Source organism: Sphingomonas sp. SORGH_AS_0950 (assembly GCF_030818415.1).
Lineage (GTDB): Bacteria > Pseudomonadota > Alphaproteobacteria > Sphingomonadales > Sphingomonadaceae > Sphingomonas.
In genome coordinates, this window is record NZ_JAUTAE010000001.1 from 1737637 (window position 1) to 1761267 (window position 23631).

The window sequence follows — 23631 nt, forward strand, 5'->3', positions numbered from 1 at the left end:
CCCGCCAAGCAAGGCTAACCTGACGCTCCGTTCATCATGGGCGGGCGAGATCGGGCGGCGCATGACCGGGGACAATCCGGCACGACCGCCAGGGCGCGACCGGCGCCACGCGAACGAGGTGGAGGGACAGGACGAATGGCGATGACGGAGAACACCGTACCCCCCGGCGAGTCGCCGGAGCCATTCCACGAAGAGGTCCATGATCCCCGCCGCCGCGACTTCATCAACGTCGCCGCCGTGTCCTTCGCGGGCGTGGGGGCGCTGGCCATCGTCCTGCCGCTCATCAACCAGATGAACCCCTCGGCCGACGTGCTGGCGCAGTCGACCACCGAGATCGACCTGTCCAAGATCGCGCCGGGCCAGGCGATCAAGGCCAGTTTCCGCAAGCAACCGTTGTTCGTCCGGAACCTGACGCCCAAGGAGATGGCGGAGGCCGATGCGGTGCCGCTGTCCGAGCTGCGCGATCCCCAGACGCTGGAGGAGCGGACCAAGCCGGGCAAGAAGAACTGGCTGATCACGCTGGGCGTCTGCACCCATCTGGGCTGCGTGCCGCTGGGCGCGGGCGAGGGCGAGAACAAGGGCCCCTATGGCGGCTATTTCTGCCCCTGCCACGGTTCGGCCTATGACACCGCCGCGCGCATCCGAAAGGGTCCGGCACCGAAGAACCTCTTCGTGCCCGATTACAAGTTCGACAGCGACACGACCGTCACGGTCGGCGCGGCCGCTTAAAGGGGACCCGAGACATGAGCTTTCCCTGGGCCAAGCATTACGAACCCAAACAGCCGGTCATGCGCTGGCTGGACGAGAAGCTGCCGCTGCCGCGCCTCGTCTATAATGCGGTGGGCGCGGGCTATCCGGTGCCGCGCAACCTGAATTACTTCTGGAATTTCGGCGTGCTGGCAGGCGCCGCGCTCGCCATCCAGATCATCACCGGCGTCGTGCTGGCGATGCATTATGCCGCCAATGCGGGCGTCGCCTTCGACTCGGTCGAAAGCATCATGCGCGACGTCAATGCGGGCTGGTTCCTGCGCTATGCCCACGCCAATGGCGCGTCGATGTTCTTCATCGTCGTCTATACCCACATCTTCCGCGGCCTCTATTACGGGTCGTACAAGGCGCCGCGCGAGATGGTGTGGCTGCTGGGCGTCGTCATCTTCCTCCTCATGATGGCCACCGCCTTCATGGGCTATGTCCTTCCCTGGGGGCAGATGAGCTTTTGGGGGGCGCAGGTCATCACCGGCTTCTTCTCGGCGATCCCGCTGGTCGGCGACACCATCCGCGTCTGGCTGCTGGGCGGGTTCGCGCCGGACAATGCCGCACTCAACCGCTTCTTCTCGCTCCACTATCTGCTGCCCTTCGTGATCGCGGGCGTCATCATCCTGCACATCTGGGCGCTGCACATCCCCGGCTCGAACAACCCGACCGGCGTCGACGTGAAGGGCGAGCAGGATACGGTGCCCTTCCACCCCTATTACACCGCCAAGGATGCGGTGGGGCTGGGCGTGTTCCTGCTGGTGTTCGCGGGGCTGCTGTTCTTCTTCCCCAATTATCTGGGCCATCCGGACAATTACATTCCGGCCAACCCGCTCTCGACCCCTGCGCATATCGTGCCCGAATGGTATTTCTGGCCCTTCTACGCGATCCTGCGCGCCTTCACCGCCGACTTCATCCTGCCCGCCAAGCTGTGGGGCGTGCTGGCGATGTTCGGGTCGATCCTGCTGCTGTTCTTCCTCCCCTGGCTGGACAGCTCGCCGGTGCGGTCGAGCAATTTCCGGCCCAAGGCGCGGATCGCCTTCTGGGTGCTGGTGGTCGACGTGCTGCTGCTCGGCTGGTGCGGGGGGTCGCCCGCGACGCCCTTCTTCATCATCCTCAGCCAGGTCACGGCGGCCTATTACTTCCTCCACTTCCTGGTGATCCTGCCCTGGATCGCGCGGACGGAGCGGCCCTCCCCCCTGCCCCATTCGATCACCGAAGCCGTGCTGGCCAAACATGGCGGCACCGCGCCCACCAAGTCGGCCCTAACCCCTTCGGCTTCGGCCTGACACGAACCGAGAGAGGATTTCGAACATGGTTCGTGGCATCGCATTCCTGGTCGGGGCGGCCTTCACCCTGGTCCTCGCCATCGCGCTGTGGGGCAGCGTCTCGGGGCTGGTCTCCGACCCGCCCGCCCCCACCGCCGAAGAGGAGTTCCACCTCCATCCCAAGCCCGCACATCTGGCCTCGGACGGGATATTGGGCCGGTTCGACCGGCGCCAGCTCCAGCGCGGCTTCCAGGTCTATAAGGAGGTCTGCGCGGCCTGCCATTCGCTGCGGCTGGTGGCGTTCCGCGACCTGAAGGATCTGGGCTATAACGAGGCCGAGGTGAAGGCGATCGCCAACCAGTGGGTGATCGAACAGCCGAGCATCAACCCGGAGACGGGCGAGGCGACGACGCGCAAGAACGTGCCCGCCGACCATTTCCCCTCGCCTTTCGCCAACGAGGTCGCGGCGCGCGCGGCGAACAACAACGCGCTGCCGCCCGACCTGTCACTGATGACCAAGGCGCGGCATGACGGCACCAATTACGTCTATTCGCTGATCGGCCCCGATGCCTATCGCAACCAGCCCGCCGCGCTGCTGCGCCAGTTCCCGGATGCCAAGACGCCGACGGGACTGCACTACAATCCCTATTTCGCGAACCTCAACATCGCGATGCCACCGCCACTGACCCAGGACGGGCAGGTCCAATATACCGACGGCACGCTGGCCACCCGCGACCAGATGGCCAAGGACGTCGCCGCCTTCCTGACCTGGACCGCCGAGCCCAAGCTGGAATCGCGCCATGCGGCGGGGATCGGGGCGGTGATCTTCATCCTGATCTTCTGCTTCCTGGCCTGGGGCGCGTATCAGAATGTCTGGCGCGACGTGAAGCATTGAGGCCGTATCGGATCATGTGAGAGCCTGGGGCGGTTTTCCGACGAGGAAGCCGCCCTTTTTTTGGGGAACCCGCCGCCCCACTCCCGACCTCCGTTCAGGCTGAGCGAAGTCGAAGCCCATGCCCGAACCTTTCCTCCGGCCCCTTTGGCAATGGATTCCCTTGGCCTTCGACTTCGCTCAGGCCGAACGGATGGTTGGGATTGCCCCCTTTACCCCCGCCGCCATCAGGCCCATGAGGCGCCGCATGAACGCCAATGACGATCTGAAAGCCCTGATCCGCACGATCCCGGACTTTCCCAAGCCCGGCATCGCGTTCCGCGACATCACCACCTTGCTGCTCGACCCGGAGGGTTTCGCGAAGACCATCGAGCGGATGGTCGCCGCGACGCGTGGGCCGGTCGACCTGATCGCAGGGATCGAGGCGCGCGGCTTCCTGTTCGCCGCCGCGCTGGCGGTGCCGCTGAACGCGGGCGTGCTGCTGATCCGCAAGGACGGCAAGCTGCCCGGCGCGACCATCGCCGAGGATTATGCGCTGGAATATGGCCAGGACCGGATCGCGATGCACGAGGATGCGCTGGTCCCCGGCGCGCGCGTCCTGCTGGTCGACGACCTGATCGCCACCGGCGGCACCGCCCGCGCCGCCGTCCGGCTGCTACGCAGGGCGGGGGGCGTCGTCGAACAGGCGCAGTTCCTGGTCGACCTGCCCGATCTCGGCGGCGCCGACGCGTTGCGGGCCGAGGGGCTGGCGGTCGATGCGCTGCTGTCCTTTCCCGGCCACTGATGCGGCTGGCGCTTCATGAGCCCGATATTGCGGGCAATGTCGGCACGCTGATCCGCACCGCGACCTGTTTCGGCGTCGCGGTCGACCTGATCGAGCCGATGGGCTTTCCCTATTCCAACCGGGCGCTGGCCCGATCGGCGATGGACTATGCCGCCATGGCCCAGGTGGTGCGCCATGCCGATTGGGACGCCTTCCGCGCCGCCACGCCGGGGCGCATCGTGCTGGCGACGACGCTGGGCGCGCTGCCGCTGCCCGAGATGGTGTTCCGCCCCGACGACGTGATCCTGCTCGGCTCGGAGGGCGCAGGGGTGCCGGAGGCGGTGCACAACGCCGCCGACATCCGGGTGCGCGTGCCGATGCGCAGCGGCGTCCGCTCGCTCAACGTCGCGATCACCGGCGGCATCCTGCTGGCCGAGGCGCGGCGGCAGACGGGTTGGGACCAAATGCCGGGTTGACCCCCGCCCCCTCCCCCGCCCAGAGACTCCGGATCATGACCAGCCGCACCCCCGACATCGCGCTCGACGCCGAGCAGGACGCCGCCCGCCTCTGGTTCGAATCGCTACGCGACCGGATCTGCGCCGCGTTCGAGGCGATCGAGCGCGAGGCGGGGTCGGACGCGGCCTTCACCTATACCGCCTGGGACCGTGCCGATCCCAGCGGCGAGCCCGGCGGCGGCGGGGTGCGCGGCGTGATGAAGGGGCGCGTCTTCGAAAAGGTCGGCGTCAACGTCTCGACCGTCGGCGGCACGTTCGAGGGGCCGTTCGCCCAGACCATCCACGGCGCGGGCGAGGATCCGCGCTTCGTGGCGACCGGCATCAGCCTGGTCGCGCACATGGCCAACCCGCATGTCCCCGCGGTCCATATGAACACCCGCTTCCTGACCACGACCAAGCGCTGGTTCGGCGGCGGCGCGGACCTGAATCCGCCGCTGCCCATCGACGAGGATACCGCCGAATTCCATGCCGCGATGCAGGCGGCGTGCGATGCGCATGACCCGGACCATTATCCCCGGTTCAAGGCCTGGGCCGACGATTATTTCTACATCCCCCACCGCAAGGTGCATCGGGGCGTGGGCGGCATCTTCTACGATCATCTGGAGGGCGACTTCGACGCCAATTTCGCGCTGACCCGCGATGTCGGCGAGGCGTTCCTGGACGTCTATCCGCGTATCGTCCGGCGGCGGATGGACCAGCCCTTTACCGAGGCGGATCGCGCGACGATGCTGGCGTGGCGCGGCCGCTATGCCGAGTTCAACCTGGTCCATGATCGCGGCACGCTGTTCGGACTGAAGACCGGCGGCAATATCGAGGCGATCCTGATGAGCCTGCCGCCGCTCGCGACCTGGGAATAATCCATGGCGCTGATCCCCGTCGATCCCGGCGAGATCGCCACCATCGTCACCACGCTGGAGATGCGCGAGCGCCCGCGCCCGCGCCCGATGCTCGCCTCGCCGTTGCGGCTGACCGCCTGGGCCAGGCCCGACCCGGCCAAATACCGGGCGCTGTTCGCGCGGGTCGGCGCGCCGTGGCTGTGGTTCTCGCGGCTGGTGATGGACGATGCGATGCTGACCGGGATCATCCACGATCCCGCCGTCTCGGTCTTCGCGGTGATCGACCGGATGGGGATCGAGGTCGGCTTGCTCGAACTCGACCATCGCCAGACGGGCGCGTGCGAGATCGGCTATTTCGGGCTGATCCCCGAGCTGGCGGGGCATGGCCATGGCCGTTGGCTGATGGCGCAGGCGATGCTGCGCGCCTGGACGCCGGGGGTGGAGCGGGTCTGGGTGCATACCTGCACGCTCGACCATCCCTCGGCGCTGAGCTTCTACCGCAAGCAGGGATTCACCCCGATCGGGCGCGCGATCGAGACCTTTCCCGATCCCCGCGCGCTGGGGCTGTTGCCCGAGGATGCCGCGCCGCAGATCCCGCGCCTGGGGATCAGCGGCTGACCAGTCGGCGATAGGCAGCGAGTGCGATCAGCGCCTGGGCGACCCCGGACGCCAGCGCCACCGCCGCTGCCCCGGTCTGGAGCAGGGCGATCGCGACCGGATTGCCGCCGCTGCCCTGCACCGTGTCGATCAGCAGGATGAAGGGCTGGCCCAGGATCATCCCGCCCAGATAGGTGCAGGAGGCCAGCGCCGCCATCGGCAGCCCGACGCCCCGCGTCAGCGCGAACGAGCGGGCCAGCGCCGCCAGCGCGGGCATCCGCCGCTCGGCCAGCAGGATCGGGCCGACCAGCAGCAACCGCCCCGCGACATACAGCCCCGGCAGGATGTAGAGCAGCATGCCCGCCCCCACCGGCAACGCCACCAGGATCATCGCGAGCAGGAAGCGCGGCGCGATCCGCAGGCTGACGTTCAGCGCCTGTCCCACCGTCAACCGGCCGCCGCCCAGATGCAGCGCCAGCAGCGCCGCGATGCCGATCAGCCCGATCGCATAGGTGGCGAAATACCAGCCGCCATATTGCCCCGCCCAGTTGCCGACCGAATCGACCCAGGCCATCGCCCGCGCCGCGCCGTCCGCCGCGTCCTCCTCGGGCAGGGGCGGCGCAGGCACCAGCAGGCCGAGCGCGAGCGTCGGCAGGAACAGGAAGGGCGCGGCCAGCCGCAGCGTAAGGTCGGCATTCCGGCGGAACAGGCCCCAGGCGTCCCGCAGCGCAGCCATCATGTCGAACGTCATCACAGCGACGGCGTGCCGTCCTCCGTGGCCGGACCGGCGGGATGCTCGGCCGCCGTCGCGACATAGAGCCGGGCGACGAAGACATAGGCCAGCGTCATGAAGGCGGCGGTGACGATCGACCCCAGCACCCCGACCAGCCCCAGCACGATCCCCGGCCGGTCGGGCCCGAGCGCCAGCCGCAGGACGGCACCGGTCACCCCCTGCACCGCCAGCGTGGTGACGAACAGGACGATCAGGAACAGCAGCGAGACGCCGATCAACCGCCAGGTCATCCCACGCGTCAACGTCAGCGACCGGCGATAGGCGCCCAGCCCCCGGCGCTCGTTCAGGACCACCGCATAAAGGGGCATGAACCGCACGCCGATCCACACCGCGACCAGGGCGAGGGCCAGGATGTAGAGCCCCAGAATCGCACCCAGCCCCGAGGGGATGGGCGGCATCAGCGCGGGATTGCCATTGGCGGCCACCGCCTGCGCGAAGTCGAAGCCCGAGGCCCCCAGCAGGACCATGGGAATGAGGATCGCGACCATGAACGCCAGGCCCAGCACCAATGCCACGCCCAGCGCCGCCGGGAATCGCCGCCACCCGGCACGCGCCGCATCGGCCTGGGTGGTCGCGGGATGGGTGGCCAGCGCCATGATCGCCAGCTGCGCCCAGATGCCCAGCAGCGCGCCCAGGATCGTCGATACCATCATCAGGCCGCCATGCGGCACGCTGCCTGCGGGGACGAGCAGCAACTGGATCAGGACCGGGACCACGAACCCGATCGCGGCGAAGGGGACCAGCATCCCGGCCCTGCCCGCCAGCACCTGTTGCGTGCTGTCCCACACCGATCCGATCCTGACGGTCATCTTGCTTCCCTTTGCCCCGTCATGCGGCCGACCTGTCCGGCGTCATCCGTCATGAACATGACTCCTGCCTAACCGATTGCCGGACGGGACGCCATCGGTCGCGTTGGCCCGCCGCCCCCGTCCCGGCGGAACGCTTGCATCGCCGCCGCCCCGGGCGCAGATAGCGCGCATCGTGACCGATCTTCCCGCCTTTTCCGATATCGAATGGCGCATCAGCGCCGGGCTCACCCCCTATGACCAGTCGCTTGCCGAGATGGAGGCGCGCGCCGCCGCGGTGGCGGCGGGCGAGGCGCGCGAGCTGGTCTGGCTGCTCGAACATCCCCCCGTCTATACGGCGGGGACCAGCGCCGATCCGGCCGAGCTGGTCGATCCGCGCTTTCCGGTGCACCAGACCGGGCGCGGCGGCAAATATACCTATCATGGGCCCGGACAGCGGACCGGCTATCTGGTGCTCGACCTGACCAAGCGCGGCCGCGACGTGCGGCAGTTCGTCCATGCGCTGGAGGACTGGCTGATCGCCGCGCTCGCCCGGCTGGGGGTGAATGCGTTCAGCGTGGACGGGCGCGTCGGCATCTGGACCCGCGACGGCGGGCCGGAGGCCAAGATCGGCGCGATCGGGGTGCGCGTGCGCCGCTGGGTCACGCTGCACGGCTTCGCGGTCAATATCGCGCCCGACCTGTCCCATTTCGGCGGCATCGTCCCCTGCGGCCTGCCGGAGTTCCCGGTGACCAGTCTTTTTGCGTTGAATGGCACCAAGTCATTGGAAACCTTTGACGAGGCGCTTGCGTTCAGCTTTCCGGCTTTCCTCAAGACCCTTGATCCGGTCCGACAAAACGAGGCTTGAGGACCAGGCGGTATCCGATTAATGTCCACCCCGATTTGGGTAATAGGGCCAGCAAGCCGTTCCAAATCCTTATTATCAAGGGAGCTTCCAATGCGTGCAATCATCTCCAAGGTCCTGACGGGCTCGATCATCGCCGGCGCGGCGCTCGCGGTTTCGGCTTGCGGCTCGAAGACCGAGAACACCACCGACGCGAACATGACCACCGAAATGAACGCTTCGGAAGGCATGGACACCACCACCGACAACATGACCGCCGTCGACGGCGCCATGAACGGTGGCGTGATGGCCAACGACACCATGTCGAACGACATGATGATGGCCAACGACACGATGACCAACGCGTCGAACGCGATGTAATCATCGCCAGGATCATTCCTGACGACAGGGGCCGTCCGGGCGACCGGGCGGCCCTTTTCATAAGTGCGCCAGCCCGCACCAAGGGGTGTCGGTGCCACCGCCAACACCGCGATTTCGCTGCCTTTCCGTAACGACCGATCGCATCCGACAATCGACGCGACCCCGTGATTTCCATTTGGGTCGGCCCCCAAAAAGCGTTATGTTTCGGGACGCTCGAAAGCCCTACGGGGGAAGGATCGGAACACAATGAAGGTGGTGCGTACCGCGCTGGTCGCCGGCGTGGCTTTTTGGGGGATGGGTGCCGCGGCACCCGCATCGGCACAATTCTTCCTGCAGCCCTATAATTTCCAGGGAAAGCCCGTTCAGGGCGACGAACCCGGCATCGGCCAGCCGCTGCCCGGCGCGACCCCGGCCGAGCTGCGCGCGGGGCTGCTCTGGAACATGCGCGCCGCGCTCAACGTCGCCGCGCTGCAATGCCAGTTCGAGCCGACGCTGGCCACGGTCGCCAATTACAATGCCATCCTGAAGGATCATGAGGGCGAGCTGAAGGGCGCGTTCGACACGCTCGGTGCCTATTTCAAGCGCAAGAACAAGACCGTGAAGGAAGGCCAGAACGCGCTCGACCAGTTCGGCACGCGCACCTATGCCAGCTTCTCCTCGGTGTCGGGCCAGCTGGGCTTCTGTCAGACGGCCAGCTCGATCCTGCATCAGGCGGTCTTCACCCCGCGCGGCCATCTGGGCGAGCTGGCGGTCGACCGGATGCAGGAACTGCGCAACAGCCTGGTCCCTTATGGCGAGCAGCGCTTCCCGCGCTATATCGGCCGCGAGCATGTCGCCGTGACCATGCCGCGCCTCGACGCGCTGTGCTGGAACAAGCGGGCCGAATGGGTCGTCAAGAAGTGCGGGCCGCAGAACTGGCCGCCCGCCGGCGCGACCAACCTCGCCGCGCGCTGAACCCTATTCCTCCCCGACACGGGGAGGTTGCAGGCCGAAGGCCTGACGGAGGGGTTTTCCCGGCGGCGAGGCAGAGCCGACCTCGCCAGCCGGGACACCCCTCCACCATGTTTCGCATGGTCCCCCTCCCCTTTCGCGCCGGAATTTGCTACGCGCGCGCCATGCTCAATCTGAATGGCATCACCGTGCGCCTGGGCGGCCGCACGATCCTCGACGGTGCATCCGCCGCGCTCCCCCCCGGCAGCCGGGTCGGCCTGATCGGCCGCAACGGCGCGGGCAAGTCGACGCTCGTCCGCGTGATCGCGGGCCAGCTGGAGGCCGATGACGGCGCCTGCGAAATGCCCAAGGGCGCGCGGCTCGGCTATATCGCGCAGGAAGCGCCCGACGGCACCGCCACCCCGTTCGAGACGGTGCTGGCCGCCGATGTCGAACGCGCCGAGCTGATGGAGCGCAGCGAGACCGAGAGCGATCCCGAAAAGCTGGGCGACATCTATGAGCGGCTGATCGCGATCGACGCCTATACCGCGCCCGCGCGCGCCTCCAGCATCCTCCAGGGCCTGGGGTTCGACGAGGCGATGCAGGCGCGCCCGCTGTCCAGCTATTCGGGCGGGTGGAAGATGCGCGTGGCGCTCGCCGCCCTGCTCTTCTCGGCGCCCGACGTGCTGCTGCTCGACGAACCGTCGAACCACCTCGACCTCGAAGCGGTGATGTGGCTGGAGGATTTCCTCAAATCCTATCGCGCGACGATCCTGCTGGTCAGCCATGAGCGCGACTTCCTGAACAATGTGGTCGACCATATCCTGCACCTGCAGGGCGGCAAGGTGACGCTCTACCCCGGCGGTTACGACTCGTTCGAGCGCCAGCGCGCCGAGCGGATGGCGCAGCTCGCCGCGGCCAAGGCGAATCAGGAGGCGCAGCGCGCCAAGCTGCAGGACTATATCGCGCGCAACTCGGCCCGCGCCTCGACCGCCAAACAGGCGCAGAGCCGCGCCAAGATGCTGTCCAAGATGCAGCCGATCGCCGAGATGGCGAACGACCCCTCGCTGTCCTTCGACTTCCCCGATCCCGACCAGCTGCGCCCGCCGCTGATCACGCTGGACCTCGCCAGTGTCGGCTATGCGGAGACGCCGATCCTGAAGCGGCTGAACCTGCGCATCGACCCGGACGACCGGATCGCGCTGCTGGGCCGCAACGGCAACGGCAAGACGACGCTGGCCCGCCTGCTCGCCGCGCAGCTGACGCCGATGGAAGGCGACATGAATTCGTCGGGCAAGATGCGCGTCGGCTATTTCACCCAGTATCAGGTCGAGGAGCTCGACACCGGCGATACCGCGCTGGAGCACATGACCCGGATCATGCGCGGCGCGACCCCGGCGGCGGTGCGCGCGCAGCTGGGCCGGTTCGGCTTTTCGGGCGACAAGGCGACGACCAAGGTCGGCAAGCTGTCGGGCGGCGAGCGCGCCCGGCTCGCGCTGGCGCTCATCACCCGCGACGCGCCGCACATGCTGATCCTCGACGAACCGACCAACCACCTCGACGTCGATGCGCGCGAGGCGCTGGTCCAGGCGCTCAACATGTACAAGGGCACGGTCGTGCTGGTCAGCCATGACCGCCACATGCTGGAGATGACGGCGGACCGGCTGGTGCTGGTCGACAACGGCACGGCAAAGGAGTTCGACGGGTCGCTGGACGATTATATCGCCTTCGTCCTGAAGGGTGATGCGGGCCAGGGCGACGCCGCGTCCAAGGCGGACCGCGCAGCCAGCAAGAAGGCCTCGGCCGAGCAGCGCGAACGCTTCAATGCGATGAAGAAGACGCTGCGTGGCATCGAGGACGAGATGGCCAAGCTGACCCGCGAGCGCGATGCGCTGGACAAGGCGATGAACGACCCGGCCTCGGCCGAACCGCGCCATGCGAAATTGTCGATGGGTGAACTGAACAAGCGCCGCGCCGAAGTGGTCGAGAAACTCGCCGATGCCGAGACGCGCTGGATGGAAGCGGGCGAGGCGATGGAGGCGGCTTGAGCCCGGCCCTCCGTTCGCGTTGAGTGACGTCGAAATGCGGCGGGGGATTCGCTTGGGCTTCGACTTCGCTCAGCCTGAACGGGGGGTTGGGAGCAGATGGTCCATAACGCAGGCCCGTACCCCGGCGAAGGCCGGGGCCCAGTTACGGCGAAGTAGATGGCTCGCTACCCGACAAGTGGGAGGCAACTACATCCCACCCTCGAAGGCAACCGGCCCCCGGCCTTCGCCGGGGTACGGCCGGAAATCAGGCCTCGTCCGAACCCTCGGCGGCGTCTTCGCCAGCAGCCGGGTTCTCGATCCACGCCTCGACCTCGCCGGTCAGCTTCAGGGTCAGCGGACGGCCATGGCGGTCGACCTTCTTGCCCAGCGCGACGCGGATCCAGCCTTCGGAAATGCAATATTCCTCGACGTCGCGGCGCTCGGCGCCCTTGAAGCGGATGCCAACGCCCCGCTGCAGCAGGTCCTGGTTGAAATAGGGGCTGTCCGGGTTGGTGGACAGGCGATCGGGAACGGTATCGGTCATGTCCGCGCCTTAACGCCGAGACGGGCTCGCTGCCAAGAAAAAGCGGCGCCGGAATGATCCGACGCCGCCCTTGGACTTAGTTGCAGACCCGCACCTGGACGTTGCGGCCCCAATAGGGGTCCCAGCGCCAGTCGTTCCAGCAACGCGGCCGGTAATCCTGATATTCATAGACCACCGCCGGGGGCGGCGGCGCATAATAGGGATCATAGCCGCGATCGTAATAATAACCGCGATCGACATAGCGCGGCCGGTTGCTGCTGGCGATCGCAGCCCCGACGCCCAGGCCGAGGATGCCGCCGAGCAACGCGCCCGCCACCGCATCGCCACCGCGATCCCGGTTGTAATAGCCGCCACCCCAGCCACGGCCCCAACGCTGCGCCTCGGCGGGTGCCGCGGCGGTCAGCGCGGTCGCGGCCAAGGCGACGCCCAACCCCACTTTCTTCAAAACTCCGTTCATACCGAACCTCCGATACTGATACGCCCGGTCCGCTGATGGCAAAACGCGCCGCTGGCGTCGGTGTTGCGTTCCCTGCCATCATCGGGCTGAATGGACATGGAATGCGGCGTTTAGTCGCGGTTCAGGAGCGCGATACGACCATGGCCCATTGGCTGCTGAAATCGGAGGCGGACAGCTATGGCTGGGACGATCTGGTCCGCGACGGCGCGACCGAATGGGACGGCGTACGCAACGCCGCCGCCGCCAAGCATCTGCGCGCCATGGCGGTGGGCGACTCGGCGATTTTCTATCACAGCGGCAAGGACAAGGCGGCGGTCGGGATCGTCACCGTCGCCCGCGCCGCGCGCGCCGATGGCGAGGATGGGCGCTGGGTCTCGGTCCAGGTCGCGCCCGACCGGCCGCTGCCCCGCCCCGTCGCGCTGGCGGCGATGAAGGCGGAGGCCAGGCTGGCCGACCTGCCGATGCTGCGCCAGTCCCGCCTCTCCGTCTCGCCGGTGGGCGAAGCCGAATGGGCGGTGCTGACAGCAATGGGCGGCGTTTAGCCCAGGCTGCGGGCATAGGCGGCCGCTTCGGCCACCTGGTCGGGGGTGGGACGCAGGCCGGTATAGAGGACGAACTGTTCCAGCGCCTGGATGGTCGCGACCTCGGTGCCGGTGACGATTCGCTTGCCCAGCGCCTGGGCGGTCTTCAGGAACCGTGTCTCGGGCGGATATTGCACCACGTCGAAGGCGATGTCCGCATCGGCGATCATCGCCTCGGGAAAGGCCAGATCATCCTCATTGCCGCCGGTCATGCCGATCGGCGTGACGTTGATGAGCAGCGGCGCGCCCTCGCCCAATTCGCTCGCCCAGCCGAAGCCGTAAAGCTCGGCCAGCCCCCGCCCCGCCGCTTCGTTGCGCGCGACGATGGTGCCGTGCGTGAAGCCCGAATCGCGCAGCGCAGCGGCTACCGCCTTGGCCATGCCGCCCGATCCGCGCAGCACGAACGGCGTCGCGCGATCGATATCGGCGACCAGTTCGACGACGGCGGCATAGTCGGTATTATATCCCGTCAGCCGCCCGGCATCGTTGACGATCGTGTTGACGCTGTCGATCGCCGCCGCCGACCCGGCCAGCCCGTCGAGCATCGGGATCACCGCTTCCTTGAACGGCATCGAAATCGCACAGCCCCGAATGTCCAGCGCGCGAATCCCCCCGACCGCCGCCGCCAGATCGGTGGTGCTGAACGACTTATAGACATAGTCGAGCCCGGTCAGCTCATAGAGCCGGTTATGGAAGCGCGATCCGAAATTGCCGGGCCGCGCCGACAGCGACATGCACAGCCGCGTATCGCGACCGATGGGGGGCTTGGTGGTCATCGCAACGGTGTAGCGGGCTGCGGCGCGGGTGGCACCCCCTTGTTGTTTTCGCGAGCGATTTCCGTGGCCTTCGACGTCGTCCCGCTCGGGCCTCCCTCCCTTATTTGAGCCGCCTGGGATCGATCACGACATGCCGGATATGCTGCCGATTCCAGGTATAGGTCACATGGACCAGCCCGTCGCGCGTCTGGATCACCGCCGGATAGGCATAGCCATCGGGCATCGGCTTGCTCTCCAGCGTCAGCGCGTTGCGCCAGCGCACCCCGTCATCGGACAGGCCGATATTGATCGGCCAGCGCGGCCCGTCGCCCGGCGTATCGGGGGCGTGTGCGCTGTGGTTATAGACGATCAGCTGGCGCCCGTCGGCCAGCGTCACCGCATCGGTGCCCGCATTGGGATTGGGCAGGTCAATGGCCGCGATCGGCGACCAGGTGACGCCATTGTCGCGCGACCAGCTCTGCGCCAGCGCGCCTTGCCGCGTCCGCGCGATCAGTTCCAGGCGACCGTCCGGGTGGAAGAGAATGCTGGGCTGTATCGCCTCGATATGCATGGGGCTGGCAATACGCGGGCCCACCGTCCAGCTCTTGCCCTGGTCGGTGCTGCGCTCGATCCGCAGCGACCAGATATTGGCCTCGGCATTGCCCTCCTCGCGGCTGGAGGGGGCGATCCAGCTGCCATCGGCGGCGATCACCGGCTTGTTCTTGATCGGCCCCAGCACGCCCTCGGGCAGACGCTCGGGGCGGGTCCAGGTGCGGCCGCCATCGGTCGAGCGAATCACCATGCCCCACCATTCGCGCGGATTCGGACCCACCTTGTAGAACAGCTGGAGCGCGCCGCCCGGCGGCTGGAACAGCACCGGGTTCCAGGTCGGATAACGTTTGCCGTCCGGGCTGACGCCATCGGCGACGGGCACCGGCGCGGCCCAGCCCTTTGCCTCCCGGCGCGCGAACCAGATGCGGACATCGGGGCGGCTCTCACCCGACCCGGCGAACCAGGCGGCGGCCAGCGTGTCGTCGGGAAGCTGGACGATCGTGGAGGCATGCGCCTGCGGATAGGGGGCGGCGGCATCGACGAACTCGGACAGCAGGATCGGCGAACGGCTCTCCGCTGCGGGCAGGGGCGCGGCCGCGACCAGCGCGGGGGCCGCCATCCAAAGCGCGATTCTCACAAACTGTCCCTTTCCGATGCCTGCAATCGTCGGCGCGGATAGACGCTATCGCCGCATCTCGCCAGCGATCGTGCGGACCAGCGTGCCCGCTGGCAGGGCGCGGGCCAGCGGAGCCCCCTGCCCGGCCCATTGCGCGCCATAGCCATGCTCGCCCTTCGCACGCGCGGCGGCGTTCAGCGCCTTTCCGGCGTCATAGGCTCGCGGATAATCGGGCGGCGCGACCGACAAGGTCTCGCCCAGCGCAGTGAAGCGATTGGGCAGGCAGCGTGCGGGCCGCCCGGATATGGCGCGGGTCATGACGCTATGCGCCGCTCCGGGGCCGCTCAGCGCCGTGCGATAGGCGTCGTCCGCCGCGCTTTCCGGACAGGCGATGAAGGCGGTGCCCAGCTGCGCCGCCACCGCGCCCAGCGCCAGCGCCGCCGACACGCCCGCCCCGTCCATGATCCCGCCCGCCGCGATGACCGGCAGGCGCGTCCGCACCACCAGCAACCGGGTCAGCGCCAGCGTCCCCAGCCGGTCGTCGGGCGCATCCGGGTCGAAGACGCCGCGATGCCCGCCCGCTTCATAGCCTTGCGCGACCAGCGCATCGATGCCCGCATGCTCGGCGGCCCGCGCCTCCGCCAGCGAGGTGACGCTGGCCAGCAGCCGGCATCCCACGCGTTTCAGCGCCGCGATCCGATCGGCACCGGGCAGGCCGAAATGGAAGCTGACCACCGAGGGGCGCGTCGCGACCAGCAGCGCCAGCATCGCGTCATCCTCGGCAAAGCTGGCATAGATGGTGCGCAGGGCCAGCGGCGGGGCGGCATCCTGTTCGACGAAGGCGGGCCGCAACGCCTCGCGCCAGGCCGCCTCCTGCTGGGGATCGGGGCGAGGCGGCGCATGGACGAAGAGGTTGACGTTGAAGGGGCGCGGCGTTCGGCCCCGCGTCTCGGCGATCATGGCGGCGGCACCGGCGGCATCGCTCGCCCCCAGGGCGACCGCGCCGAGCCCGCCCGCCTCCCCGACCGCCGCCGCCATGGCGGGCGTCGACACTCCCGCCATCGGCGCTTGCAGGATCGGCGGATCGAGGTTCAGGCCGGGCAGCATCCTCCGGTCAGCGCGGCGCCTTGGCCCCCTCCACCGCCGCCTGCGGATCGACCGAGGGCGCCCCCCGCGCGGGCGTGCCGGTATTGGCGATCGACCCGGTATCGCCGCGCGGATCCTCCTCGACCCGGTTGACCGCCGCATCGGCGCCGTTGGCGGGGGCGTCGCCCGCCGCCGGTTCCTTGGCGGCCGGCGCGGCGGGCAGCGGCAGGTTCGATCCCTGCTGGTTGAGATAGAGGATCACGTTCGCGCGGTCCTGCGGATTGGACAGCCCGGCAAAGGTCATCTTGGTGCCGGGCGCGAATTTGCGCGGGGACGTCAGCCACGCGTTCATCTTGTCCCAGTCCCATGTGCCGCCGACCGCCTTCAGCGCATCGGAGAAGGCGAAGCCCGCCTTGCCCTGCGCGATGGCCTCTCCCATGGTGGCATAGAGGTTGGGACCGATCCCGTTCGCGCCGCCCTGGTTGATCGTGTGGCAGGCGGCGCATTTCTTGAAGACTTCGGCGCCCTTGGCCGCATCGGCGGTCGGCAGCAGCGAGGCGATCGGCACCTCGGCGGCACCCCCGCCCGATCCCTCGGCCTCGACGCCCTCGATCGCATAGCCCATTTTCTTGGGGCGCTCGTCGTGGAAGATCATGCCGCCGACGATCGAAAGGCCCAATGCGACGCCTGCCGCGCCCAGCACCCATCCCGCGATCGTATTGGTCTTTAGGTCCATCGCTTTTCGCTGCCCCGCCAATATCTCTCCTGAACGCAGACCTTAGGTGCGGCTTTCGCGGACGGCAAGTTTTGCTTCCCTTGATCGCATGGCGCCCGCGCTTTAGGCCGCTGACCCATGGAAAATTATGCCGCCCCCGCCCGCCCGATCGTCGCGGCGATGACCGAGGCCGCGCTGGCCGAACCCGCGCGCGCGGTCGCCTTTCAGGGTGCGCCGGGCGCCAACAGCCATGTCGCGGCGATGGAGGCCTTTCCGGACGGCCTGCCGCTGCCCTGTTTCGACTTTGCCGACGCGCTGGATGCGGTGAAGAGCGGCAAGGCCGACCGCGCGATCATCCCGATCGAGAATTCGCTGCACGGGCGGGTCGCCGACATCCATTTCCTGCTGCCCGAATCCGGGCTGGCGATCGTCGGCGAGCATTTCCTGTCGATCCGCCACGCGCTGATGGCAACGGGCGGCCGCGACGGGCTGGTCGAGGCGATGAGCCATCCGCAGGCGCTGGGCCAGTGCCGCCACTGGCTGCGCGCGCATGGGATTCGCCCGATCGCCTATGCCGATACGGCGGGCGCGGCGGCGCGGGTGGCGGAGATGGGCGACGCCAGCATCGCCGCGCTCGCCCCGCCGCGCGCCGCCGAGTTGTACGGCCTGAACCTGCTGGCCGAGGATGTTTCGGACGGCGACCGCAACATGACCCGCTTCGTGGTGCTGGCGCGCGGCGGCCAGCCCCCGGTGGGCGACGGTCCGTGGATGACCAGCCTGATCTTCGAGGTGAAGAACATCCCCGCCGCGCTCTACAAGGCGATGGGCGGCTTTGCGACCAACGGCGTCAACATGACCAAGCTGGAAAGCTATCAGCGCGGCGGCAGCTTCGCGGCGACCGAATTCTATTGCGACGTGGTCGGCAAGCCGGGCGACCCCGCCTTCGACCGCTCGATCGAGGAACTGGGCTTCCACAGCAAATGGATGCGAGTGCTGGGCACCTACGCCCAGGCGCGCCAGCGCGGCTGAAATCCTCCCCGACACAGGGAGGAAGTCCGCCACGAAGCGGTGGTTAAGGGGGATGGCGGCCAACGAGCGCCGATCGACATTTCCTCCCCTCGCCCCTCGCAGAGGGGAGAGGGTTGCGCAGACTTGGTCTTTGCGAAAGCAAAGGCTTAGTCGGAGCTGGGTGAGGGGTGGGCGCTCGCCCCGCGAGCGCGCGAGCCCTTGGGCTCGCTCAACCCCTCACCCAAGCTGCGCTAGCCAGCAGGCTGGCAAGCTTCGCTAACCCTCTCCCCTGTCCAGGGGAGAGGAAAGAAGAAGCAATACTGAATGTCGGTCCGCCCTAAGCCCCCCATCAGGCCTTCGGTCTGCTACCTCGCCATGCCGGGGGATTATCGGGCCCACGTCTCCAGCAGCGTATGCGCGATGGCATAGGCGGGCGGCACGCCGAACCTGGACGCATCCCCCGCCAGCGCGGCGCGCACCTCGTCCCGCGACACCCAGATCGCGTCCTCCAGCTCGGTCGTGTCGATCGCCAGCCGGTCGTCCAGCGCCGTTGCGACACAGGCGATCATCAGCGACGAGGGGAAGGGCCAGGGCTGGCTGGCGATATAGCGGACGTCGCGCACCCGCACGCCCGCTTCTTCGAACAGCTCGCGCACGACCGCTTCCTCGATCGATTCGCCGGGTTCCAGAAACCCCGCCAGCGCAGAATAGCGCCCCGGCGGAAAGGCGGGCTGGCGGCCGAGCAGAGCGCGCCCGTCATGCTCGGCGATCATGATGACCACCGGGTCGACTCGCGGGAAATGCTCGGTGCCGCACGCCGGACAGCGCCGCCCCCAGCCCGCGCGGAACGGCGCGGTCGCCGCGCCGCAGCGCGCGCAAAAGCCATGCCGGGCATGCCAGTCGAGCACCGAGCGCGCCGCCGCATAGGTCGCCGCCTCGCCCGCCGCCAGCGCGTGGAGCGCCGCGATCATCTCGACCGAGCGCCCCGCGGCCGGTTCCGCCACCAGCCGCGCGAAATGCGGCACCCCGTCCTCGATGCCCAGCAGGACATGATCCTCCGGCCGGGCGTCGGGGGCGATGGCGGTCCAGCCCAGGCGCCCCTCGGCCATAACCGGCTGATATTCATTCAGGATCAGCAGCCGTGCCGCCGGATCGGCCAGCGCCGCGGCGAAACCCGGTTCGTCATGACGCAGCGGATCGGCGCGGTCGAGTCGCCCGCCGGTAAAGCCCAGTCCGTTCATCGACGCGGCGCACCCAGATCCTGGTACAATGCCGCCGCCAGATCGCGCCGCAACGGATAGCGATCCGCCGGGAAGTAATTGACCATGACGGTCCCGCGCATGTGGCGGCTGGGGTCGACAAAGGCGATGGTGCCCGCCGCGCCGCCCCAGCCATAGGTGCCCTTGCCCGGCCCGCCCGGCGTATCGGCCAGCGTCACCGACCCGCCCGCGCCGAAGCCAGTCGGCACCTCGCCCGCGCTGCCCCCGGTCGTGCCCGACACCGAGCCATAGGTGACGCCCGGCGGCAGCAGGTTCGACATGGCCAGCTTGACCGTCTCGGCCTTCATCACGCGGACGCCGTCCACCTCCCCGCCATTCTGAAGCATCTGGAGGAACCGGTCATAGTCGCGCGCCGACATGACCAGCCCCGCCCCGCCATAGGGAAAGCTGGGCGGCTGGCGAAAGACCGAGCCCGCCGCCGGATCGAGCGGCACCAGCTGGTCGCCGATGAAGGTGTAATTGGTCGCCAGCCGGTTCGCCGCCGAGGCCGGGACCTGCCAGTAGCTGGACGTCATCCTGAGCGGGGCGAACAGCCGCGTCTGGACGAACCGCTCGAACGGCATGCCCGACACCTTCTCGACCACGGCCGCCAGCACGTCGAGACCGATCGAATAGCTCCATTTTGTCCCCGGCTCGGCGATCAGCGGCAGGGTCGCGACGCGCTCGGCGAATTGCTGGAGGCTGGCGGGGCGGGTCGGCCGCACCTTGGCCTCGACCTGCGCATTGGCTGCGAAGGGCACGATGCCAAGCCGCTCATATTCCTGAAGCAGCGGCCCCTTCGTGACGATGCTGTATCCCAGCCCCGCCGTATGGGTCATCAGGTTGCGGATAGTGATCGGCCGGGTCGCAGGCCGGGTTTCCAGCGAATGCTCCGGGTCGGTCAGCACCCGCATCCGCGCATAGGCCGGATAGATGTCGGACAGCGGCTGGTCGAGCTTCAGCCGCCCCTCCTCGATCAGCATCATCGCGGCCATCGCGGTGATCGGCTTGGTCATCGAATAGACCCGCCACAGCGTGTCCGGCCCGGCGGCGGGCGCGTTCGGCTCCAGGCTGGTCCGCCCCGCCGAGACGAACACGGTCGGCTGTCCCAGCATCCCCAGCGCGGCGACGATGCCGGGCATCTTGCCGGTGCGGACATAGCTGTCGAACAGGGCCTGGGTCGCGGGCAGCCGGGTCGCCGCCGCCACCGACGCGCGGGGCGGTGCCGCGAGCTGGGCCGGGGCGGCGGTCGCCAGCAGGGTCATCGCCACCCCGCCCGTCATCATCATTCGGCGCATCATCGGCATCAGGTCCTTTTCAACAGATCGGCCGCCCGCGCGAACAGCGTGGGGAGCCCCGCGGTTCCCAGATCGGCGACCGGCCACCATTCCCCCGCCGCCGCGTCCTCGGGCCGCCCTTCGCTCCGGGCGAGCGCGAGTTCCAGCTCGAAATGGGTGAAGCCATGCACGACCGTCTCGTTCAGCATCGTCCATGGCCCCTTGCCCGGTGCCTCGGCCAGACCCGGCCGTTCGTCGCTCCATGGCCCGGTCGGCAGCGCGCGCATGCCGCCCAGCATCCCCTTGTCCGGGCGGCGGACCAGCCAGACCCGCCCTTCCTGCTCGATCCAGAAGACGGTGCCGTGACGATAGGGACGTTTTTTCTTCGGCGCCTTGGCGGGAAGCGTCTCGGCAATCCCTTGCGCGCGGGCATCGCAATCGACCGCCACAGGGCAGAGCAGGCATTGCGGCTTCTTCACCGTGCAGATCGCGGAGCCCAGGTCCATCATCGCCTGCGCGAAGTCGCCCGCGCGGGCGTCGGGGGTGATTCGATCGGTTGCGGCGCGGATCGCGGGCCGCGCGGCGGGCAGCGGCGTTGCGATCGCGAACAGCCGGGCGACGACGCGCTCGACATTGGCATCGACCACCACCGCGCGCTCGCCGAACGCGATCGCCGCCACCGCCGCCGCCGTATAGGCCCCGAGTCCCGGCAGGTCGCGAAGCGCCGCCTCCGTCGCCGGGAAACGCCCGCCATGCTCCGCCACGACCGCCCGCGCGGCCTTCACCAGATTGCGCGCACGGGCATAATAGCCCAGCCCCGCCCAGGCGGCCATGATGTCCTCGTCGGGCGCGGCGGCCAGGCTGGCGACGTCGGGCCAGCGGTCGACCCAGGCGGTGAAGCGCGGCGCGACCGCCGCCACCGTCGTCTGTTGCAGCATCACCTCCGACAGCCAGACCCGGTACGGAACGGGCGTCTCCCCCGGCTTGCTGCGCCAGGGCAGGTCGCGGGCATGACGGTCGTACCAGGCGAGCAGCCGGGCCGCAGGATTGTCGGGCGATGATGAAGGCTTGGCGTGCACCGGCCCGCTATGGCATGGAGCGCGACATGAGCAAGCGCGTCCGCGCCCCCCAGGAGCCGCCCCCCCGTTCCAACCGCCCCCGCGCGGTGTCCGAACTGCTGCCCGCCATCGGCGGCGCGGCCTTTCGTCGTTTCGGCTTCGTGCAGAGCGCGATCGTCAGCCGCTGGCCCGATATCGTCGGCCCGCGCCTGTCGACCGCCAGCGCGCCCGAATCGATCCGCTTTCCGCAAGGCGAGAAGCAGAATGGCGTGCTGACCCTGGTCGTGCGCGGGGCCCATGCCCCGATGATGCAGCATATCGCACCCGAGATCATCGAGCGGGTGAACCGCTTCTTCGGCTATCCGGCGGTCGCGCGGTTGCAGATCCGGCAGGGCGAGCTGCCGATGGGCGCGCCCCGCCGCCCCGCCCGCCCCAAGCCCCAGCCGGTGCCGCCGGAGATGGGCGACGGGCTGCGCCAGATCGCCGACCCAGAGCTTCGCGCGGTGCTCGAATCGCTGGCCGCGGGCGTCGCGGCGACGCGCGGCATTCCCAAGGTATCGTGATGCGCCTTTTCCTGTCGCTGGCCGCGCTCGGCCTTTCGCTTTCCGCCACCGGCGCCGTCGAGGCGGCCCAGGCACAGCGCAAGACCGACTGGACGACCCATATCACCCAGACGCCGACGGGCGCCTATGTCATCGGCAATCCGGCGGCGCGGGTGAAGCTGGTCGAATATGTCAGCTATACCTGCCCGCATTGCGCCGCCTTCATCAACAGCTCGGGCGCGGTGCTGAAGGGGCAGATGGTCCGGTCGGGCTCGACCAGCATCGAGCTGCGCCATTACATCTTCAACCGGATCGACCTGGCGGCCGCGCTGATCGCGCGGTGCGGCGGCGCGGCGAAATTCGCCGGGCTGACCGACACGCTGTTCGCGCAGCAGAAGACGTGGCTGGCGCGCGGCATGGAGTTCGAACAGGCCAATGGCCAGCGGATCGGCATGTATCCGGCGGCGGCGCAGATGCGCGCGATCGCCGATGGCGCGGGGCTGACCGAAATCGGCCGGAGCGCCGGGCTGACCGATGCGCAGATCACCGCCTGCCTGTCGGATCGCGCCGCCACCGACCGGATCGTCGCGATGACCAGCTCTGCCCCCAAGACCCTGGAGGGCACGCCCGGCTTCTTCATCAACGGTCGCCAGGCGACGGGTGTCTTCACCTGGGAACGCCTGTTGCCGCTGTTGCGCGCGGCCGGAGCCCGCTGATCCCCCTTTTCTCTCGGAGCATTTGTCGATGAAGTCTCGTCTCCTCCTTCTCGCCCTGCCTCTCGCGCTGCCTCTCGCACTGGCCGCCTGCGGTGGCGGCGGCGACGCCAACAGCAGCGCTCCCGCCGCCTCGCCGGTCGCGGCGGTCCCCGCGCCTGCGGGCAAGGACTGGACCCAGGTCGTCAGCAAGACCGGCGAAGGCTTCGTGATGGGCAACCCCAATGCCCCGATCAAGCTGGTCGAATATGGCTCGCGCCTGTGCCCCGCCTGCGGCGCCTTCGCGCGGGAAGGCTATGAGCCGCTGACGAACGATTACGTCAAGTCGGGCAAGGTCAGCTGGGAATTCCGCGAATTCCTGATCCACGGCGCGCCCGACCTGCCGCCCGCGCTGCTCGGCATCTGCGCGGGCGAGGCGACCTTCTTCCCGATCCTGGAACAGATGTACCAGTCGCAGCAGGGCTTCAACGACAAGCTCCAGGCGATGAGCCCCGAGCAGCAAAAGGCGTTGCAGAACGCCAAGCCGGTCGACGTGATCAAGGCGCTGGCCGACCAGATGGACCTGATCAACTTCGTCAAGCAACGCGGCATCCCCGAGGCCAAGGCGCGCGCCTGCCTCAGCAACATGCTGGAGATCGACCGCCTGACCAAGCAGACCCAGGATCGCGGCGCCGACGGCACGGTGACGGGCACCCCGACCTTCATCCTGAACGGCAAGCCGCTTCAGGGCGCGATCACCTGGAAGGACGTCCAGGCCGCGCTGAAGAACGCGGGCGCGTAAGCGCGGCATTCGTGGTTCGTGAAGGGCGGTCGGGCGAAGGCTCGGCCGCCCTTTTTCTTGTCCACGCCTCCTGTTCCCCGGCGAAGGCCGGGGCCCAGTCGCCCCATCGTCGCTGGCGCGCGGACGGCTTCATGGGAGGCGTTTGCGACGCGCCGGTTTGAGCCTCCCACGCGACGCCGGGAGCCATTTCGATCGCATCGTAACTGGGCCCCGGCCTTCGCCGGGGAACCGGGCCTTTCAATGGCTCTCCCCCACCCCGTTCGCACTGAGCGAAATCGAAATGCACGCCCCGCCATCTTCGCG

At 68.5% G+C, this 23631-nt stretch carries 27 protein-coding genes; 16 read left to right on the forward strand and 11 right to left on the reverse strand.

What is annotated here, in order from left to right:
• Positions 1 to 135 precede the first annotated feature (135 nt).
• The 7 genes from petA to QE385_RS07550 all read left to right on the forward strand — a co-directional run bounded on the left by petA (position 136) and on the right by QE385_RS07550 (position 5645).
• Positions 136 to 729: a ubiquinol-cytochrome c reductase iron-sulfur subunit gene (gene petA / locus QE385_RS07520; protein ID WP_307100557.1), complete on the forward strand. Its 594-nt coding sequence runs from the start codon at positions 136 to 138 to the stop codon at positions 727 to 729.
• A gap of 14 nt (positions 730 to 743) precedes the next feature.
• Positions 744 to 2042 (forward strand): cytochrome b/b6, encoded by a 1299-nt coding sequence (locus QE385_RS07525; RefSeq protein WP_307100559.1) that lies wholly within the window; start codon positions 744 to 746, stop codon positions 2040 to 2042.
• Positions 2043 to 2067: 25 nt separating this feature from the next.
• Positions 2068 to 2916, forward strand: a complete 849-nt coding sequence (locus QE385_RS07530) for a cytochrome c1 (RefSeq protein ID WP_307100561.1) — start codon at positions 2068 to 2070, stop codon at positions 2914 to 2916.
• Positions 2917 to 3160: 244 nt separating this feature from the next.
• Positions 3161 to 3697 (forward strand): adenine phosphoribosyltransferase, encoded by a 537-nt coding sequence (locus QE385_RS07535; protein ID WP_307100562.1) that lies wholly within the window; start codon positions 3161 to 3163, stop codon positions 3695 to 3697.
• On the forward strand, positions 3697 to 4152 hold the full coding sequence (locus tag QE385_RS07540; protein ID WP_307100564.1) for a tRNA (cytidine(34)-2'-O)-methyltransferase: 456 nt from the start codon (positions 3697 to 3699) through the stop codon (positions 4150 to 4152). Before QE385_RS07535 ends, QE385_RS07540 begins: the two co-directional genes overlap by 1 nt.
• A 35-nt stretch (positions 4153 to 4187) precedes the next feature.
• Positions 4188 to 5048, forward strand: a complete 861-nt coding sequence (gene hemF, locus QE385_RS07545; protein WP_307100566.1) for an oxygen-dependent coproporphyrinogen oxidase — start codon at positions 4188 to 4190, stop codon at positions 5046 to 5048.
• Positions 5049 to 5051: 3 nt separating this feature from the next.
• On the forward strand, positions 5052 to 5645 hold the full coding sequence (locus QE385_RS07550) for an N-acetyltransferase (protein WP_307100568.1): 594 nt from the start codon (positions 5052 to 5054) through the stop codon (positions 5643 to 5645).
• Here the strand turns inward: QE385_RS07550 and QE385_RS07555 are convergent.
• Entirely contained in the window at positions 5635 to 6363 is a 729-nt protein-coding gene (locus QE385_RS07555) for a hypothetical protein (protein ID WP_307100569.1), read from the reverse strand. The genes QE385_RS07550 and QE385_RS07555 overlap by 11 nt on opposite strands.
• An 11-nt stretch (positions 6364 to 6374) precedes the next feature.
• Positions 6375 to 7226: a hypothetical protein gene (locus QE385_RS07560; protein WP_307100571.1), complete on the reverse strand. Its 852-nt coding sequence runs from the start codon at positions 7224 to 7226 to the stop codon at positions 6375 to 6377.
• A gap of 172 nt (positions 7227 to 7398) precedes the next feature.
• Between QE385_RS07560 and lipB the strand changes: the two genes are divergently transcribed.
• The 4 genes from lipB to QE385_RS07580 all read left to right on the forward strand — a co-directional run bounded on the left by lipB (position 7399) and on the right by QE385_RS07580 (position 11405).
• Complete coding sequence (gene lipB, locus QE385_RS07565; protein ID WP_373424647.1) at positions 7399 to 8070, forward strand: lipoyl(octanoyl) transferase LipB; 672 nt, start codon at positions 7399 to 7401, stop codon at positions 8068 to 8070.
• Positions 8071 to 8160: 90 nt separating this feature from the next.
• Positions 8161 to 8427 carry a hypothetical protein gene (locus tag QE385_RS07570; protein ID WP_307100572.1) on the forward strand — a complete coding sequence of 89 codons (267 nt, stop codon included), beginning with the start codon at positions 8161 to 8163 and terminating at the stop codon, positions 8425 to 8427.
• A 246-nt stretch (positions 8428 to 8673) separates the two neighbouring features.
• The gene (locus tag QE385_RS07575; RefSeq protein WP_307100574.1) at positions 8674 to 9381 is read left to right on the forward strand and encodes a hypothetical protein; all 708 of its coding nucleotides are present in this window, start codon (positions 8674 to 8676) and stop codon (positions 9379 to 9381) included.
• Between the two features lie 161 nt (positions 9382 to 9542).
• A complete protein-coding gene (locus QE385_RS07580) occupies positions 9543 to 11405 on the forward strand; it encodes an ABC-F family ATP-binding cassette domain-containing protein (protein WP_307100576.1) in 1863 nt (620 codons plus the stop codon).
• A gap of 244 nt (positions 11406 to 11649) precedes the next feature.
• On the opposite strand, the gene QE385_RS07585 is transcribed toward QE385_RS07580, so the two are convergent.
• Together QE385_RS07585 and QE385_RS07590 are read right to left on the reverse strand one after the other, a co-directional pair.
• Entirely contained in the window at positions 11650 to 11928 is a 279-nt protein-coding gene (locus QE385_RS07585; RefSeq protein ID WP_307100578.1) for a DUF3297 family protein, read from the reverse strand.
• 76 nt (positions 11929 to 12004) lie between these two features.
• A complete protein-coding gene (locus tag QE385_RS07590; RefSeq protein WP_307100580.1) occupies positions 12005 to 12385 on the reverse strand; it encodes a hypothetical protein in 381 nt (126 codons plus the stop codon).
• A 140-nt stretch (positions 12386 to 12525) separates the two neighbouring features.
• On the opposite strand from QE385_RS07590, the gene QE385_RS07595 reads away from it, so the two are divergent.
• Positions 12526 to 12927 (forward strand): EVE domain-containing protein, encoded by a 402-nt coding sequence (locus QE385_RS07595; RefSeq protein WP_307104617.1) that lies wholly within the window; start codon positions 12526 to 12528, stop codon positions 12925 to 12927.
• Here QE385_RS07595 and QE385_RS07600 read toward each other — a convergent pair.
• From QE385_RS07600 to QE385_RS07615, 4 genes are all read right to left on the reverse strand, one after another.
• Positions 12924 to 13742 (reverse strand): shikimate 5-dehydrogenase, encoded by an 819-nt coding sequence (locus QE385_RS07600; RefSeq protein WP_307100582.1) that lies wholly within the window; start codon positions 13740 to 13742, stop codon positions 12924 to 12926. The genes QE385_RS07595 and QE385_RS07600 overlap by 4 nt on opposite strands.
• 100 nt (positions 13743 to 13842) lie before the next feature.
• Complete coding sequence (locus QE385_RS07605) at positions 13843 to 14910, reverse strand: exo-alpha-sialidase (RefSeq protein ID WP_307100584.1); 1068 nt, start codon at positions 14908 to 14910, stop codon at positions 13843 to 13845.
• A gap of 45 nt (positions 14911 to 14955) precedes the next feature.
• Positions 14956 to 15996 (reverse strand): nitronate monooxygenase family protein, encoded by a 1041-nt coding sequence (locus tag QE385_RS07610; RefSeq protein ID WP_307100585.1) that lies wholly within the window; start codon positions 15994 to 15996, stop codon positions 14956 to 14958.
• A 7-nt stretch (positions 15997 to 16003) separates the two neighbouring features.
• Positions 16004 to 16711, reverse strand: coding sequence for a cytochrome c family protein (locus QE385_RS07615; protein WP_307100587.1), 708 nt, complete (start codon positions 16709 to 16711; stop codon positions 16004 to 16006).
• A 117-nt stretch (positions 16712 to 16828) separates the two neighbouring features.
• On the opposite strand from QE385_RS07615, the gene QE385_RS07620 reads away from it, so the two are divergent.
• Complete coding sequence (locus tag QE385_RS07620) at positions 16829 to 17719, forward strand: prephenate dehydratase (RefSeq protein WP_307100589.1); 891 nt, start codon at positions 16829 to 16831, stop codon at positions 17717 to 17719.
• Between the two features lie 365 nt (positions 17720 to 18084).
• Here QE385_RS07620 and nudC read toward each other — a convergent pair whose 3' ends face one another.
• The 3 genes from nudC to QE385_RS07635 are packed head-to-tail and all read right to left on the reverse strand — an operon-like array spanning position 18085 to position 21313.
• Positions 18085 to 18939, reverse strand: coding sequence for an NAD(+) diphosphatase (gene nudC / locus QE385_RS07625; protein WP_307100591.1), 855 nt, complete (start codon positions 18937 to 18939; stop codon positions 18085 to 18087).
• Positions 18936 to 20255, reverse strand: coding sequence for a serine hydrolase domain-containing protein (locus QE385_RS07630; RefSeq protein WP_373424710.1), 1320 nt, complete (start codon positions 20253 to 20255; stop codon positions 18936 to 18938). Before QE385_RS07630 ends, nudC begins: the two co-directional genes overlap by 4 nt.
• 8 nt (positions 20256 to 20263) lie before the next feature.
• The gene (locus tag QE385_RS07635) at positions 20264 to 21313 is read right to left on the reverse strand and encodes an A/G-specific adenine glycosylase (RefSeq protein WP_307100595.1); all 1050 of its coding nucleotides are present in this window, start codon (positions 21311 to 21313) and stop codon (positions 20264 to 20266) included.
• 26 nt (positions 21314 to 21339) lie between these two features.
• Between QE385_RS07635 and QE385_RS07640 the strand changes: the two genes are divergently transcribed.
• From QE385_RS07640 to QE385_RS07650, 3 genes are read left to right on the forward strand one after another with little or no spacing between them, the layout of a single operon-like run.
• On the forward strand, positions 21340 to 21855 hold the full coding sequence (locus tag QE385_RS07640) for a DUF721 domain-containing protein (protein WP_307100596.1): 516 nt from the start codon (positions 21340 to 21342) through the stop codon (positions 21853 to 21855).
• Positions 21855 to 22550: a thioredoxin domain-containing protein gene (locus tag QE385_RS07645; protein ID WP_307100599.1), complete on the forward strand. Its 696-nt coding sequence runs from the start codon at positions 21855 to 21857 to the stop codon at positions 22548 to 22550. The genes QE385_RS07640 and QE385_RS07645 overlap by 1 nt, the downstream gene beginning before the upstream one ends.
• Before the next feature lie 28 nt (positions 22551 to 22578).
• Positions 22579 to 23328: a thioredoxin domain-containing protein gene (locus QE385_RS07650; protein WP_307100601.1), complete on the forward strand. Its 750-nt coding sequence runs from the start codon at positions 22579 to 22581 to the stop codon at positions 23326 to 23328.
• Positions 23329 to 23631: the final 303 nt, after the last annotated feature.

Coding starts and splice junctions, on each gene's coding strand:
- petA (WP_307100557.1), top strand. CDS start 136: ATGGCGATGACGGAGAACACCGTACCCCCCGGCGAGTCGCCGGAGCCA.
- QE385_RS07525 (WP_307100559.1), top strand. CDS start 744: ATGAGCTTTCCCTGGGCCAAGCATTACGAACCCAAACAGCCGGTCATG.
- QE385_RS07530 (WP_307100561.1), top strand. CDS start 2,068: ATGGTTCGTGGCATCGCATTCCTGGTCGGGGCGGCCTTCACCCTGGTC.
- QE385_RS07535 (WP_307100562.1), top strand. CDS start 3,161: ATGAACGCCAATGACGATCTGAAAGCCCTGATCCGCACGATCCCGGAC.
- QE385_RS07540 (WP_307100564.1), top strand. CDS start 3,697: ATGCGGCTGGCGCTTCATGAGCCCGATATTGCGGGCAATGTCGGCACG.
- hemF (WP_307100566.1), top strand. CDS start 4,188: ATGACCAGCCGCACCCCCGACATCGCGCTCGACGCCGAGCAGGACGCC.
- QE385_RS07550 (WP_307100568.1), top strand. CDS start 5,052: ATGGCGCTGATCCCCGTCGATCCCGGCGAGATCGCCACCATCGTCACC.
- QE385_RS07555 (WP_307100569.1), bottom strand. CDS start 6,363: ATGATGGCTGCGCTGCGGGACGCCTGGGGCCTGTTCCGCCGGAATGCC.
- QE385_RS07560 (WP_307100571.1), bottom strand. CDS start 7,226: ATGACCGTCAGGATCGGATCGGTGTGGGACAGCACGCAACAGGTGCTG.
- QE385_RS07570 (WP_307100572.1), top strand. CDS start 8,161: ATGCGTGCAATCATCTCCAAGGTCCTGACGGGCTCGATCATCGCCGGC.
- QE385_RS07575 (WP_307100574.1), top strand. CDS start 8,674: ATGAAGGTGGTGCGTACCGCGCTGGTCGCCGGCGTGGCTTTTTGGGGG.
- QE385_RS07580 (WP_307100576.1), top strand. CDS start 9,543: ATGCTCAATCTGAATGGCATCACCGTGCGCCTGGGCGGCCGCACGATC.
- QE385_RS07585 (WP_307100578.1), bottom strand. CDS start 11,928: ATGACCGATACCGTTCCCGATCGCCTGTCCACCAACCCGGACAGCCCC.
- QE385_RS07590 (WP_307100580.1), bottom strand. CDS start 12,385: ATGAACGGAGTTTTGAAGAAAGTGGGGTTGGGCGTCGCCTTGGCCGCG.
- QE385_RS07595 (WP_307104617.1), top strand. CDS start 12,526: ATGGCCCATTGGCTGCTGAAATCGGAGGCGGACAGCTATGGCTGGGAC.
- QE385_RS07600 (WP_307100582.1), bottom strand. CDS start 13,742: ATGACCACCAAGCCCCCCATCGGTCGCGATACGCGGCTGTGCATGTCG.
- QE385_RS07610 (WP_307100585.1), bottom strand. CDS start 15,996: ATGCTGCCCGGCCTGAACCTCGATCCGCCGATCCTGCAAGCGCCGATG.
- QE385_RS07615 (WP_307100587.1), bottom strand. CDS start 16,711: ATGGACCTAAAGACCAATACGATCGCGGGATGGGTGCTGGGCGCGGCA.
- QE385_RS07620 (WP_307100589.1), top strand. CDS start 16,829: ATGGAAAATTATGCCGCCCCCGCCCGCCCGATCGTCGCGGCGATGACC.
- nudC (WP_307100591.1), bottom strand. CDS start 18,939: ATGAACGGACTGGGCTTTACCGGCGGGCGACTCGACCGCGCCGATCCG.
- QE385_RS07630 (WP_373424710.1), bottom strand. CDS start 20,255: ATGCGCCGAATGATGATGACGGGCGGGGTGGCGATGACCCTGCTGGCG.
- QE385_RS07640 (WP_307100596.1), top strand. CDS start 21,340: ATGAGCAAGCGCGTCCGCGCCCCCCAGGAGCCGCCCCCCCGTTCCAAC.
- QE385_RS07645 (WP_307100599.1), top strand. CDS start 21,855: ATGCGCCTTTTCCTGTCGCTGGCCGCGCTCGGCCTTTCGCTTTCCGCC.
- QE385_RS07650 (WP_307100601.1), top strand. CDS start 22,579: ATGAAGTCTCGTCTCCTCCTTCTCGCCCTGCCTCTCGCGCTGCCTCTC.